Origin of the sequence: Paenibacillus sp. FSL R5-0475 (genome assembly GCF_038004585.1) — a bacterium.
Lineage (GTDB): Bacteria > Bacillota > Bacilli > Paenibacillales > Paenibacillaceae > Paenibacillus_AQ.
Genome location: NZ_JBBORK010000001.1, coordinates 4847806 through 4861729 on the forward strand (window position 1 = coordinate 4847806; position 13924 = coordinate 4861729).

The 13924-nt window shown below is 44.9% G+C and carries 18 protein-coding genes and 1 other annotated feature; all 18 genes read right to left on the reverse strand.

From position 1 onward, the window contains the following. Nucleotides 1-137: 137 nt before the first annotated feature. Nucleotides 138-737, reverse strand: a complete 600-nt coding sequence (locus MKX41_RS21840) for a class I SAM-dependent methyltransferase (RefSeq protein WP_042192184.1) — start codon at nt 735-737, stop codon at nt 138-140. Between the two features lie 211 nt (nt 738-948). Beyond that, nucleotides 949-1308, reverse strand: coding sequence for a 50S ribosomal protein L7/L12 (gene rplL / locus MKX41_RS21845; protein ID WP_036680508.1), 360 nt, complete (start codon nt 1306-1308; stop codon nt 949-951). Nucleotides 1309-1374: 66 nt separating this feature from the next. Then, a complete protein-coding gene (gene rplJ, locus MKX41_RS21850) occupies nt 1375-1878 on the reverse strand; it encodes a 50S ribosomal protein L10 (RefSeq protein ID WP_042192187.1) in 504 nt (167 codons plus the stop codon). 64 nt (nt 1879-1942) lie between these two features. Next, nucleotides 1943-2095, reverse strand: a sequence feature (ribosomal protein L10 leader region). Between the two features lie 67 nt (nt 2096-2162). After that, a complete protein-coding gene (gene rplA, locus MKX41_RS21855) occupies nt 2163-2855 on the reverse strand; it encodes a 50S ribosomal protein L1 (RefSeq protein ID WP_036680504.1) in 693 nt (230 codons plus the stop codon). An 82-nt stretch (nt 2856-2937) separates the two neighbouring features. Further along, nucleotides 2938-3363 (reverse strand): 50S ribosomal protein L11, encoded by a 426-nt coding sequence (gene rplK, locus MKX41_RS21860; RefSeq protein WP_042131235.1) that lies wholly within the window; start codon nt 3361-3363, stop codon nt 2938-2940. A 75-nt stretch (nt 3364-3438) separates the two neighbouring features. After that, nucleotides 3439-3972, reverse strand: a complete 534-nt coding sequence (gene nusG / locus MKX41_RS21865; RefSeq protein WP_036680499.1) for a transcription termination/antitermination protein NusG — start codon at nt 3970-3972, stop codon at nt 3439-3441. Nucleotides 3973-3993: 21 nt separating this feature from the next. Then, on the reverse strand, nt 3994-4185 hold the full coding sequence (gene secE / locus MKX41_RS21870; protein WP_036680497.1) for a preprotein translocase subunit SecE: 192 nt from the start codon (nt 4183-4185) through the stop codon (nt 3994-3996). 20 nt (nt 4186-4205) lie between these two features. After that, nucleotides 4206-4355 (reverse strand): 50S ribosomal protein L33, encoded by a 150-nt coding sequence (gene rpmG, locus MKX41_RS21875; RefSeq protein ID WP_076099620.1) that lies wholly within the window; start codon nt 4353-4355, stop codon nt 4206-4208. 391 nt (nt 4356-4746) lie between these two features. After that, nucleotides 4747-5391 (reverse strand): RNA polymerase sporulation sigma factor SigH, encoded by a 645-nt coding sequence (sigH, locus tag MKX41_RS21880; protein WP_036680496.1) that lies wholly within the window; start codon nt 5389-5391, stop codon nt 4747-4749. Nucleotides 5392-5549: 158 nt separating this feature from the next. Next, nucleotides 5550-6071: an NYN domain-containing protein gene (locus tag MKX41_RS21885; RefSeq protein WP_076286854.1), complete on the reverse strand. Its 522-nt coding sequence runs from the start codon at nt 6069-6071 to the stop codon at nt 5550-5552. 2 nt (nt 6072-6073) lie between these two features. Further along, nucleotides 6074-6838 carry a 23S rRNA (guanosine(2251)-2'-O)-methyltransferase RlmB gene (gene rlmB, locus MKX41_RS21890; protein WP_340973054.1) on the reverse strand — a complete coding sequence of 255 codons (765 nt, stop codon included), beginning with the start codon at nt 6836-6838 and terminating at the stop codon, nt 6074-6076. A gap of 37 nt (nt 6839-6875) precedes the next feature. Further along, nucleotides 6876-7310: a Mini-ribonuclease 3 gene (locus MKX41_RS21895; protein ID WP_042192194.1), complete on the reverse strand. Its 435-nt coding sequence runs from the start codon at nt 7308-7310 to the stop codon at nt 6876-6878. Next, nucleotides 7307-8716 (reverse strand): cysteine--tRNA ligase, encoded by a 1410-nt coding sequence (cysS, locus tag MKX41_RS21900; protein WP_076286855.1) that lies wholly within the window; start codon nt 8714-8716, stop codon nt 7307-7309. Before cysS ends, MKX41_RS21895 begins: the two co-directional genes overlap by 4 nt. A 49-nt stretch (nt 8717-8765) precedes the next feature. After that, a complete protein-coding gene (cysE, locus tag MKX41_RS21905; protein ID WP_042192199.1) occupies nt 8766-9458 on the reverse strand; it encodes a serine O-acetyltransferase in 693 nt (230 codons plus the stop codon). Between the two features lie 511 nt (nt 9459-9969). Beyond that, nucleotides 9970-11433 carry a glutamate--tRNA ligase gene (gene gltX / locus MKX41_RS21910; protein WP_339267428.1) on the reverse strand — a complete coding sequence of 488 codons (1464 nt, stop codon included), beginning with the start codon at nt 11431-11433 and terminating at the stop codon, nt 9970-9972. A gap of 53 nt (nt 11434-11486) precedes the next feature. Further along, the gene (gene ispF, locus MKX41_RS21915; RefSeq protein ID WP_340973057.1) at nt 11487-11975 is read right to left on the reverse strand and encodes a 2-C-methyl-D-erythritol 2,4-cyclodiphosphate synthase; all 489 of its coding nucleotides are present in this window, start codon (nt 11973-11975) and stop codon (nt 11487-11489) included. Beyond that, a complete protein-coding gene (gene ispD / locus MKX41_RS21920; protein WP_076286858.1) occupies nt 11972-12670 on the reverse strand; it encodes a 2-C-methyl-D-erythritol 4-phosphate cytidylyltransferase in 699 nt (232 codons plus the stop codon). The genes ispF and ispD overlap by 4 nt, the downstream gene beginning before the upstream one ends. A 95-nt stretch (nt 12671-12765) precedes the next feature. Next, the gene (locus MKX41_RS21925; protein WP_042131244.1) at nt 12766-13854 is read right to left on the reverse strand and encodes a PIN/TRAM domain-containing protein; all 1089 of its coding nucleotides are present in this window, start codon (nt 13852-13854) and stop codon (nt 12766-12768) included. Between the last annotated feature and the right edge of the window lie 70 nt (nt 13855-13924).

Sequence of the window (13924 nt, forward strand, 5' to 3'; positions counted from 1 at the left end):
TGCCGTACGGCTTGCGCTAGCCGGCGACAATATATCGCTTGACATTTTCAGCAAACTAAAGACATGGAGCCTATCTTAATACTGACATTTTATAATAATACCATTATCACTATCACATGTCAATAACCTATTGATTTTTATTTTTGAGCTTTAATAATACGATAACCTTTATCTTTGCCCACTTCTTCTACATTTGAGAACAAGCTTTCAAGTTTAGCTACCGCTGATGGAGCGCCCTGCTTCTTCTGAATGACAATCCACAGAAATCCACCCTCATTTAAATGCTCATAAGCTTCTTCAAAAATCTGATGCACTACAGCTTTTCCTGCACGTATCGGAGGATTGGTAAGAATCACATCGAACTTTTGTTGTTCATTCAATGCGCCGAGCACATCGCTTTCCATTACCGTAACATTCCGGATTCCATTGTGCTGGGCATTTTCACGCGCAAGTTCTACCGCACGACTATTAATATCAATCATCGTAACTTGCCCTTTGGGGGCTAGGTATGCTGCACTTATGCCTATCGGTCCATATCCGCAACCCACATCAAGCACTGCTGAACCGTCCGGAATATCCATAGCTTCAATGAGAACTCGACTACCGTAATCGATGTCTCCTTTAGAGAACACACCCGCATCACTTGTGAAACGAAAGCTTTTGCCTCTTAGAACGGTGTCGATGGTACGTCTGTCATGACGCACTTCCGGTTGCTGCGAATAATAATGTTGCGACATCTCTATCCTCCCTTTCCTTTATGTTAATAGTTTGTATTCACACAACCCTACTAACTCTATCAAGCATAAACGCCTCTGATGTCCTTATAAGGACGGTAAGCGTTCAAGCGAGAAATATAAAGATAAAGTATAATGTGAAACTTATACTTTCTTATATTTTTATAAAATAAACCCCTTGAACAAGTTCAAGGGGTTTTCAGTATAGAAGGAATTACTTCACTTCTACAGCTGCGCCTGCTTCTTCCAATTTTGCTTTAGTAGCTTCGGCTTCGTCTTTGCTTACTTTTTCTTTGATTGCTTTTGGTGCGTTGTCTACAAGGTCTTTAGCTTCTTTCAAGCCAAGGCCTGTGATTTCGCGAACGATTTTGATAACGTTGATTTTGGAAGCGCCAGCGCCTGTCAAAATTACGTCAAATTCGGATTGCTCTTCAGCTACTGCTGCTACCGCACCGCCAGCTGCTACTGGAGCTGCTGCTGTTACGCCGAATTCTTCTTCAATTGCTTTAACCAGGTCGTTCAGTTCCAATACGCTCATGCCTTTAATTGCTTCCAAGATTGCTTCTTTACTCATGATTGAACCTCCATTTATAATTTAAATTTGTTTGTGGTATTGATTTATGCTGTAAGAGCCAAAGGCTTACGCGCTTTGTTCTTCTTTTTCAGCAACAGCTTTAACTGCAAGCGCGAAGTTGCGCATTGGAGCTTGAAGTACGCTAAGCAGCATGGACAGCAAACCATCGCGGGATGGAAGCTCAGCCAGTGCTTTCAATTGGTCCGCGTCGATGACACGTCCTTCTACTACGCCGCCTTTCAATTTCAAAGCGTCGTTTTTCTTGGCGAAATCGTTCAAAATTTTAGCTGGAGCTACTGCATCAGTTGTGCTGAATGCGATAGCTGTTGGACCAGTCAAAACTTCATCCAATTCAGTCAACTCAGCCGCAGCAGTTGCGCGACGTAGCAATGTGTTCTTCAGGACTTGAAACTCAACGCCAGCTTCACGAAGTTGCTTACGCAGTTCAGTCACTTGGGAAACGTTCAATCCACGATAGTCCGCTACAACAGTCGAAAGACTGTTTTGCAGTTTCGCAGTAACAACGTCAACCGCATCCTGTTTTGCTTGAATTACTTTTGCATTTGCCAATGTATACACCTCCTGAAAATTTATGTGTCGGCGTCCTTTCCAAGGAAAGCATCACCGCTCCTACGCAGGCATTAGAAAAGCCTCCGCAGAATCACGAAGGCTTGATAAAACGAAAGTTATACGAGCGAGCTCGTTACTTCTTGTTTCTATCACAACACCTCGGTAGGGAATTAAGCACTAAGGCACCTACTGTCTACGGTAAGCATATTCAAGGTTAAGATTGATACCTTAAGTTTCACAACTGTTATAGATTATCAAAATTGACCCAAAGAGTCAACCCTTATTTATCTGAAGACGGTTGTGTTCACACGAGCGCTAGGACCCATTGTGGAAGAAATCGAGATGCCTTTAAGGTATACACCTTTAGCAGCAGCTGGTTTCGCACGGTTCAAAGCGTCGATAAGAGCTTTAAGGTTATCGTTCAATTGTGCAGCATCAAAGGACACTTTGCCGATTGGCGCATGAATTTGACCTGCTTTGTCAAGACGATATTCGATTTTACCGGCTTTGATTTCTTGCACAGCCTTGGAAACATCGAATGTAACTGTGCCAGCTTTAGGGTTAGGCATAAGACCTTTACCACCAAGCAGACGACCCAGTTTACCGACTTCACTCATCATATCAGGTGTAGCTACGCAGACATCAAATTCAAACCAGCCTTGTTGAATTTTGTTGATCATGTCTTGATCACCAACAAAATCCGCGCCAGCAGCTTCTGCCTCTTTCGCTTTTTCACCTTTTGCAAATACAAGCACGCGTTGTGTTTTACCAGTGCCGTGAGGCAGGACAACAACACCACGAACTGCTTGGTCTTGTTTACGCGGGTCTACACCCAGACGAACTGCTGCTTCAACGGTTTCGTCGAATTTTGCAGTCGCTGCCTTTTTCACAAGCTCTACAGCTTCTGAAGGCTCGTAAGTTGCTTCGCTGTTGATCAGCTTAGCAGCTTCTTGGTATTTCTTACCATGTTTAGCCATGAAAATGTTCCTCCTTTGTGGTGTTAGCGGAAATTCCTCCCACATACTTGCGGGTCACGAATGACCGATTCTTCGAAAACTACTAGTCTTCGATTGTGATACCCATACTGCGAGCAGTACCTTCAACCATACGCATTGCAGCTTCTACAGATGCAGCGTTAAGGTCTGGCATTTTTGTTTCAGCAATTTCACGAACCGCAGCGCGGCCGATTTTTGCTACTTTTTTCTTGTTTGGTTCGCCGGATCCTTTTTCTACTTTAGCAGCGATGCGAAGCAGAACAGCAGCCGGAGGAGTTTTAGTGATGAACGTAAAGGAACGGTCTTCAAATACTGTAATTTCAACCGGAATGATCAAGCCAGCCTGGTCGGCAGTACGAGCATTAAATTCCTTACAGAATGCCATGATGTTGACACCTGCTTGACCTAACGCCGGACCTACTGGAGGCGCTGGATTCGCTTTCCCTGCAGGAATCTGCAGTTTCACCATTTTAATAACTTTTTTAGCCATGAGTGACACCTCCTTGCAAAAATAGTGGTCTTCGAACGCCATTGGCGCTCTCCCACAAGAAACCCTTAGCTTATGTTATATTTTCTCCACTTGAGTGAAATCCAACTCTAGCGGGGTTTCCCGTCCAAACATGTTCACATGCACTTTGATCTTGCTCTTGTCAGCCAAAATTTCTTCCACGGATCCCACAAAATTCGCAAACGGACCAACCATAATACGTACGGATTCCTTGATTTCGAAATCAATCTTCGCTTTAGGTTCAACCATGCCCATATGCTTCAGAATTTGTTCTACCTCTTCCGGAAGCAAAGCTGTTGGTTTAGACCCTGAGCCTGTCGAACCAACAAATCCAGTAACGCCCGGAGTATTGCGGACAACATACCAGGAATCATCAGTCTGAACCATTTCCACCAAAACATAACCCGGGTAAACTTTACGCATAACGGTTTTTTTCTTACCGTCTTTGTTTACGATTTCTTCTTCCATAGGAACAAGAACGCGGAATATTTTGTCTTCCATGCCCATGGACTCAACGCGCTTTTCCAAATTGGCTTTGACCTTATTCTCATACCCAGAATAGGTATGAACGACATACCATCTTTTTTCCATATCAAGCCACCTGGGACCTCTCTAAATAATCGCTTCAATCACAGCGGAAATACCGATGTCCAGAACCCAGAAGTAAATAGCGACAACTACAATTGTACCGAGAACGATCAATGTATAGTTGGTCAATTCTTTACGACTTGGCCAGCGAACTTTTTTGAGTTCACTCCAGCTCTCAGTGAAAAAGGAAAACATAGACTTGAAACTACGTTTCATGCCGACTACACCTCCACAGACTATCTGGTTTCGCGATGAGGAGTTTGCGAGTTACAATACTTGCAAAATTTCTTCATCTCCATGCGGTCGGGGTGATTTCGCTTGTTTTTGGTAGTCGCATAGTTTCTTTGTTTGCAACTTGTACAAGCCAAAGTGATAATTACCCGCATGATGTGCACCTCCCGAGACGTCCTTCTAACAATACAATTAGAAGACGTAAATATTGATCCTAAAAAAAGCCGCGAATTTAGGCCTACCTAAAACACTTTAGCATAATGTCAAGGTCTGTGTCAACGAAAGAATTCCGTTCTGCACTGGGTAATTTCGGGTGTTATAGTCATATGGCCGTACCCTGTCCTTGGGTCTATCTCTTCCTCACACTTCGCTGTCTTCCTTATCATTATGGGGCATTCCGACTGTGTATAAACCTACCCTCAACGGCAACAACTAAAATCGACTCAAATAGAAATTTATGGTGTTAACTCCTAATTCTATCTAAGCAATTTCATGAGACTAAAAAAAAGAACTCGATGTACGAGCCCTCTTGTGTTCATTATATCATTAATTGTCACGCACTTCTAGATATCTTTCTAATTTCCGCTTTACTCGTTGTAAAGCGTTGTCAATAGATTTCACATGCCGCTTCAGATCTTCAGCAATTTCCTGATAAGATCGTCCGTCTAAATACAACATCAGAACCTTACGCTCTAGGTCACTTAAAATCTCCGCCATCTTATCTTCAAGTCCAATGAATTCTTCTTGATTGATAATTAGCTCTTCTGGATCTAGTACCTGAGTTCCACAAATGACATCCATAAGCGTCCGGTCGGAATCTTCATCATAAATGGGCTTATCCAAAGAAACATAAGAATTGAGCGGAATATGCTTCTGACGCGTGGCCGTCTTAATAGCAGTTATAATCTGACGTGTTATGCAGAGCTCAGCAAAAGCCTTGAATGAAGAGAGCTTGTCACCTTTAAAGTCACGAATAGCCTTATAGAGACCAATCATTCCTTCTTGAACAATATCTTCACGATCTGCCCCGATCAAGAAATATGAGCGGGCTTTAGCACGTACAAAATTACGGTATTTATTAATTAAGTGTTCCAATGCGCCACTGTCGCCACCACGGAAAGCCTCGACAATATCTTCATCACTTATGAAATCATACTCGGATAGCATTATTTCCTTGAGGTCGACACTCACCAAGAATCCCCCCGGCTGCAACGCAAGACACATCGTTACTTCGCGAAATATAGGATCAGTATATATTATGTTACCTTACACCGTCAACCGGATTTGTCCAAAAACAATCTGGAATAGCATAAAATGGAATAAAAATATTACCTAAATCTTTCCTCTTGTCACTGCCTACGCCAATTTTCCAGTTTACTCCGCACATCAGGAGGCAGTTTGTCTTCCAAAGAATGACGTGTAGAACTGATACTTCCCGGTTCGATAGCTTTTTTCACTTGTTTCTGGTTCTCTTCAATTTCTAGGTGCAATTCTCTTGCAGAAATCCGCAGTGCACCTTGGGCGAAAATGATATGTTGCTCCACAAAGTCACTCGTTGCAACATAGATCTGCCGACGTCGGTTGCTAAATTCCCCAACCAATCGCTCGATGCATTCATCTGCGGTTTCTTTTTCCTTGGTGAAAAACACCTGGACTTTGCCCTGGACAAATGACCGACCCAATCCTGGAACGCGGTATGCATCAAACACAGCAATAACTCGTCGTCCTGAGTAAGCCTGGTAATCAGCCAGCAAATCCATCAAGCGGTCGCGTGCTTCCTGCATACCAATCTGGGACAGTGCCGCTAGTTCCGGCCAGCCACCGATCATATTGTACCCGTCCACAAGCAGCACATCGCGCCAGTCGGCCATAGTTATCCCTGCTGTTGCCGAAGGCGTACCACTTCATACATAATGACTCCTGCGGCGACAGAGGCATTTAATGAATTGATCTTTCCGGCCATCGGCAGCTTAAGTAATACATCACATTTTTCACGAATCAGGCGTCCCATCCCTTTATTCTCATTACCGATTACAACAGCTACCGGTCCTGTGAAAATATTGGATCCAAACAGATTCTGATCTGTATTCACATCCGTACCTACTACCCAGACTCCCTGCTCTTTCAGACGATCAATGGTCTGACCTAGGTTAGTCACCCGCGCAACCGGAACATATTCCACGGCACCCGCCGATGTTTTGGAGACGGTAGCAGTAATCTGAGCCGAACGACGTTTAGGTACGATTACTCCATGCACTCCAGTACAATCTGCTGTCCGCAGAATGGACCCTAGGTTATGAGGATCTTCAATCTCATCCAGCAAAATCAAGAATGCAGGCTCTCCTTTGGCTTCAGCTGCAGCCAGCAGATCATCTACCTCGACATAGGCAAAAGGCGCGGCTTGAGCAACTACCCCCTGATGTTGAACTCCAGGAGCAAGTTGATCCAGCTTACGCTTGTCCACATGCTGAATGACAATCCCCGCTTTACGTGCTTCAGCGACGATTGGTGCGGTCAGATGCTTCTGAGCCGTTTCTGCAATCCATATTTTATTTAATGTACGACCCGCACGAAGCGCCTCAAGCACTGAATGCTTCCCGGCCAATATTTCCTCTTCTGTCTTCAAATCTTCTTCCATGTTCACTTCTCCTATTCTCTATTTCGCAAAAGCCTTATCACGGCTGTTTCAACATAAATTGTATTCCACTGTTCACAATTTCTTGTATTCTCTCCTGTTGACCTGTGTAGTACAAGTAACCTATCAGACACTCAAAAGCAGTAGCATGACGGTATTCAAGCACATCTGCATTCTTAGGAATGCTTCCCGATTTAGCATTTCTCCCCTGACGGGCGACATCTTTTTCCTCTTCTGTGAGACTTGGCTCCAAAAATCCAAGAATTGCACTCTGCGCCTTAGCGGATACAAGTCCTGTAGCAGAGCGATGCAAATGGTTTGGGCGCAAATTCGGAAGAGATACTAAATACTGGCGAACTGACACTTCGTAAATGGCATCTCCTACATAGGCAAGCACAATTGGCGAGAGGAGTCGCGCAGGTTTGGAAGGCTCGTAAGGAAACCACCCGTTCTGAAACTTGCGTTCCTCACTCATTTCCGCCGCCACCGCATTCCTTGCGGAGTATCCTCAAGCAATATGCCCAAGCGACCTAATTCATCACGAATCTCATCGGACCGGCTCCAATTCTTATTTTTACGCGCTTCAACCCGCTCCGCGATCAATCGTTCAACTTCTTCACTCGCGATCTCTTCTTCCTCATGCTCAGGTGTCAAACGCAGCACAGCATTCATTTCCCCAAAAGCTTGCAAGAGCGCAGCAAAATCAGCAGGGGCTGCTTCACTATTCGCAAGGGTATGGTTTGCAAGACTCACCCAATCAAACATAGCCGTAATCGCATCAGGGGTATTAAAGTCATCCTGCATTCTAGCATGAAAATTGGCCACAATAGCAGATAACTTATCATTAATTTCTAAGCTGACCTCACCCTGAGCACCTTCAGCAGCAAGTTCAAGACGATGCTTAACGTTACTTTCTGCAAGTGAGATACGTTCTACGCTCTTTTCAGCTGAAGTCATTGAATCCACCGAGAAGTTCAACGGATTACGATAATGGGTCGATAGCATGAAATAACGAATAGTTCCAGCTTTAAATTGCCCACGGATATCTTTCACAAGCCATCCGTTACCCAATGATTTCGACATTTTTTCATCACCGATGTTGATAAATCCATTATGCATCCAATAATTAGAGAGTGGCTTACCCGTCAGAGCTTCTGTCTGAGCGCATTCGCATTCATGATGCGGGAACTGCAAATCTTGTCCACCCCCGTGGATGTCCATCGTATCCCCCAAGAACTCTCTTGCCATGGCCGAGCATTCAATATGCCAGCCTGGGCGTCCATTTCCCCACGGGCTCTGCCAGTACACTTCACCTGGTTTTGCTGCTTTCCACAGCACAAAGTCCTCAGGTTTCTCTTTCCGTGAGTCTACCTCCACGCGAATACCAAACTGTAATTCATCTAGATTCTGACGGGACAGCTTACCATAGTCTTCAAATTTGGAAGTACGGTAGTATACATCGCCACCACTCTCGTAGGCATACCCTTTTTCCTCGAGCTCTTTAATGAATTCAATGATCAGCTCCATGCTTTCTGTTACCCGCGGATTCAATGTTGCCGGTTTTACTCCAAGCCCTTCAAGATCCTCACGATAAGCATTAATAAAAATCTCAGCAACCTCTGCTACTGAAGTGTTCATTTCTTCTGCTTTGCGTATCAGTTTATCATCTACATCTGTGAAGTTCGTAACATACCGTACCTCATTGCCGAGTTGCTCCAAATAATTCCGGACCATATCAAAGACAATAATAGGTCTAGCATTTCCGATATGCATATATCCATAAACGGTTGGACCACATACATACATTTTCACTTTGCCCGACTCTTGGGGCACAAACTGCTCCTTGCTGCGTGTCATTGTGTTGTAAATTTGTAAAGCCATCCTATTCCAACCCTTTCTGTTGTCCCGATTCCTTAAGTACCGGATATGCTTAAATTTCGTAATCACCAATGTACTGCTGAGTTTCGACTAGCCGCTGCGCGGTCTTTTGCTTATCTTCTTCGCCAAGCTTCTCTCTGATCTCTTCGATCTCTTTTTGCAGAAAGCGAAGTGAATCTACAAGCGGGTCTGGCATCTTGGTATGATCCAAGCGATCGGATACACGTTCACCGTTACGTTTTACTACACGGCCCGGATTTCCTACTACTGTACTGTTATTTGGAACTTCACGCAGCACAACCGCATTCGAACCTATATTTGAATTGTCGCCGATACGAAACGATCCTAATACCTTCGCACCAGAACCAATAACTACATTGTTGCCAACTGTGGGATGGCGCTTACCTTTTTCTTTCCCTGTCCCCCCAAGTGTAACACCTTGATAGATAATAACATCATCACCGATTTCACAGGTTTCCCCAATAACAATCCCCATACCATGGTCGATAAACAGCCTATTTCCGATGACAGCTCCGGGATGGATTTCAACACCGGTCATAAATCTACTAAACTGTGAGACCATACGGGCCATTGTATACCAGCGGCGTTTGAAAAAAGAATGGGCAATCCGGTGACCCCAAATGGCGTGCAACCCTGCATATGTGAAGACAACCTCGAACCAGCTGCGGGCAGCGGGATCGTTATCAAATACCGCCCGAATGTCCGACTTAATATGCTTAAACATCACGGTTCCTCTCTTCTTGACTCCCCCATCTCCTGTTTACAGGTACACAAGGAAGGTATTGTCTCCAATCCATCATTCTTATCATACATATGCTGTGGGTGTTTGCTTGGTTTGTTATATTAGAAAAGATACCCTGAAACAAAAAAAGCCCCTGCAGCATAAAGCTGCAGAGACGTTTAACCGCGGTTCCACTCTGCTTGAACGAATCAAACAGACTGCTGTTGTTACCATCGGCAGAGTTCCTTCGTTCCACTTGGCATCATTAACGGCGATGTACCCGGCGCGATCTAACGAGCCTTTAGGATCGTTCAACCGTGCAGCTCACAGGCGCATGTTCTGCCCCGGACAAATGAATAACTCCCAGCCCGAAAGGGTATTCCTTTCTCGGTTATTCTCTCTGGCAATTGCCTTTATGGACGTACTTCTCCTGATCACAGCTATTATCATATGTTTCTATCTTAGCGTAAAAGATAAGGGACTGACAAGAGGCTTAATGATAAGTAATACTACCTTAAGCTCCTTTAATTTGTGATTTCAAACGTTCGATGACACGGTTTTGGCCGAGCAAAGCAATCGTTATATTAAGATCACGTCCGTGCGTTTGTCCGGTCAAAGCCACACGTATCGGCATAAAGAGCGCTTTGCCTTTGTGCCCTGTTTCTTTCTGCACTTCCTTGATCAGTACAGCCATATTACTAGCACTGAAATCCTGACAAGCTTCAACCTTAGCTAGGAAAGCAGACAAGACTTCAGGCACTTGGCTTTCCGCCAGAACCTGCGCCGCTTCTGTTTCTAACTCCAGATGGCTGCGGAAGAATAGTTCAGATAGCTCTACGATATCGGAGGCAGAGTTCATCTGCTCTTGATACAGTGCTACAAGGCTTTCTGCCCATGCCTGCTGCTCATCATTCAGCTCAGCCGGTATTTTCCCCGCTTTTTGCAGATGTGGAATCGCTAATGCCGAGATCCGTTTAGGATCAGCATGCTTAATATAGTGATTATTTAGATGCGCCAGCTTGTGCTTATCGAATACAGCCGGACTTTTGGACAAACGGTCCGCATCAAAAATAGAAATAAGTTCTTCTTTACTGAAGATCTCCTCTTCTCCCTCTGGCGACCAGCCCAGTAGAGAAATGAAGTTAACCAAAGCCTCAGGCAAGTAACCCAATTCATCATATTGCTCAATAAATGTAATTACAGATTGATCCCGCTTGCTAAGCTTCTTATGGTTGTCACCGACAATCAGTGTCATATGACCAAATATTGGGGGTTTCCAACCAAGAGCCTCATAGATCATTAGCTGACGTGGTGTGTTGGAAATATGATCTTCCCCACGTAGTACATGGGTGATAGCCATCAAATAATCATCAACAGCTACCGCAAAGTTATAGGTCGGAATTCCGTCCTTCTTCACGATAACAAAATCACCCATTTCTTTCGTATCAAAAGAAATAGTACCTTTTACGATATCATCGAACGTGTACGTACGATCTTCTGGTACACGGAAGCGAATGCTAGCTACTCGTCCCTCAGCTTCAAAGGCAAGGCGTTGTTCTTCCGTCAAATCACGGTGTTTGCCGGAATAACGAGGGGTTTCTCCACGTGCAGTCTGTTCTTCACGTTCTGCTTCCAGTTCTTCCTCTGTGCAGTAACAGCGGTAAGCCAAACCTTTATCCAGCAAATCCTGCCAATATACACGATATAGGTCAAGACGTTCAGTCTGGCGGTAAGGTCCGTACTCTCCGCCAACATCAACACTCTCATCCCAATCCATGCCTAGCCATTTCAAATACTTAAGCTGGCTCTCTTCGCCGCCTGCGACATTGCGCTTCACGTCTGTATCTTCAATTCTGATAATGAATTTACCGCCTTTATTACGGGCGAACAGATAGTTAAACAGCGCCGTTCTGGCGTTACCTATATGTAAATGTCCCGTAGGGCTCGGTGCGTAACGCACCCGGACTTGATCCGTCATTATATTCCCTCCGCTTCATATGGTTAAAACTTAGATTTGCTACTTAGACCATCTCAAGATGATATCACATCTTGGAGTAGACAGACAATAGATTGTGCGGCAATTCCTTCACCACGACCGGCAAAACCAAGCTTTTCAGTAGTCGTAGCTTTAACGTTCACCTTGGACGGGTCCGCGTGAAGCGCACGAGCGATAATCTCCGTCATTTGTGGAATGTATGGCGCCATCTTTGGTTTTTGGGCAATAATCGTTGAATCGATATTTCCAAGCTTATAACCTCGCTCGCTAGCAAGTGCCCACACTTGTTCTAATAATTTCAAGCTATCCGCGTCCTTAAACGCTGGATCTGTGTCCGGAAAATGTCTGCCAATATCACCAAGTCCTAGTGCGCCTAGAATCGCGTCACTTACTGCGTGCAGCAGCACATCGGCATCGGAATGTCCTACTAATCCTTTTTCATAAGGAATCGTAACGCCTCCAATAATACAAGGCCTTCCCTCAACCAGTTGATGTACATCAAACCCTTGTCCTACAGCGATCATGATTGTCCCTCTCCCCTGTTTCTTTCTGTGAATTCTGCAAAATCCAAATCATCTGGCGTCGTAATCTTAATATTTCTGTAGCTTCCCTCTACCACAGAAACCGGAATACCAGCACGCTCTGCCAAGCTGGAATCATCAGTACCTAGAAATCCATCCCGCTCCGCGGCCGCATAGGCATCCAGCAATTCAGAAAGACGAAAAGTCTGCGGGGTTTGAATCGCCCACAGACTTCGCCGATCCGGCGTAGACAGTACTTTGCCTTCGTTATCTACCTGTTTGATCGTATCTTTGACTGGTACAGCAAGAACTGAAGCACCGATCTGCTTCGCTCGCTCGTAACATGCCTCAATTTCATTCGGCTGCACAAACGGACGAACACCATCATGTACCATTACCCACTGTGTCGTAAGTTTCAACAATCCTTTATGTACGGAATGCTGACGCTCAGATCCACCAGGTACTATAGCCTTAACCTTGTCCAGCTTATAGAGCTGTATCCATTCCCGGCAGCGCTCAATATCTTCCTTACCGGTTACGAGCACGATTTCAGAAATCAATTCGTGCTGCTGAAATACTTCCAGCGTATGAACGATGATTGGTTTCCCCTGCAGTAACAGATATTGCTTGCTCTCTACAGTTCCCATTCGCGTTCCTCTGCCTGCCGCCACAATGACGACGCCCACACCGTTTGACATTACTCAGGCTCCTGTCTTTCACGTATATTCCCATCATAACGTGTTTGGCGGGCATTTCCAACCCATAGGACATTTGCCATGCACTTTATCTACGCTTATTGTGCTTTTTCCAAGAGCTTTGGCTTCGCAAATATCATCCGTCCAGCTGAAGTTTGAAGCACACTCGTGACGAGAACCTCCATCGTAGTTCCGATATATTCCCGTCCGCCTTCCACAACGATCATTGTTCCATCGTCTAAATAGGCTACGCCTTGTCCATGCTCTTTGCCATCCTTAATGACCTGAACTACGATTTCCTCACCAGGCAACACTACGGGCTTCACGGCATTCGCAAGATCATTAATATTCAGGACTGAGACTCCTTGTAATTCGCAAACCTTATTCAAGTTAAAGTCATTGGTAACTACTTTACCTCGCAGTACCTTCGCTAACTTCACCAGCTTACTATCCACCTCAGAGATTTCTTCAAAATCTCCCTCGTAGATTAATACCTTCACATCGAGCTCTTTTTGGATTTTATTGAGAATATCAAGTCCCCGCCGTCCGCGATTACGTTTCAGTAGATCGGAAGAATCTGCGATATGCTGGAGCTCCTCAAGTACGAATTCCGGTATGACAATCGTTCCCTCAATAAATCCAGTTTTGCAAATGTCGGCGATCCGACCATCAATAATAACGCTTGTATCGAGGATTTTATGCTCCTCCAGGCCACGACCTTCCGGTTCAGCCGCTTGCCCCCAGCGTCCAGTTGTCCAAAGTGCAGCTAGTTCCTCTTTTTTCTCCAGACCGATCCGCAGCCCCATATATCCAAAAGCTAACGTAACGGGTACCTGCAGCAACTGCCCAGCTTTTCCAAGCCAAATCATAGCAGGATATAACAGAAGAGATAGCAAAAGTCCCCCTGTAAGCCCAGCTGCACCTGCAGCCAATTCATTCATTGGTATACGCGAACAGTACAGAACCGCCTCCCGCAGTTTTGAACCTCCCCATTCCGCGCATAAAGACCCCGCAAACAAAAAAATAATGGCACCCAGCACCGTAAATAAAATGCTTCCTTCTACAGGTAAACTTTCACTCAGCTTTTCCATCCCCTTGGGGAATCCTCTTTCAAGCGCATGGTATAGCGAAAAACCAGACCAAGCACCACATATTAAAGCAAAAGACAATATCACTTTTTTCCACATAACCTAACGCACCTCCTTTTTATTCATCCTTGAATGATCTATACCTCACCAGTATGTTCCAATTTTCAAG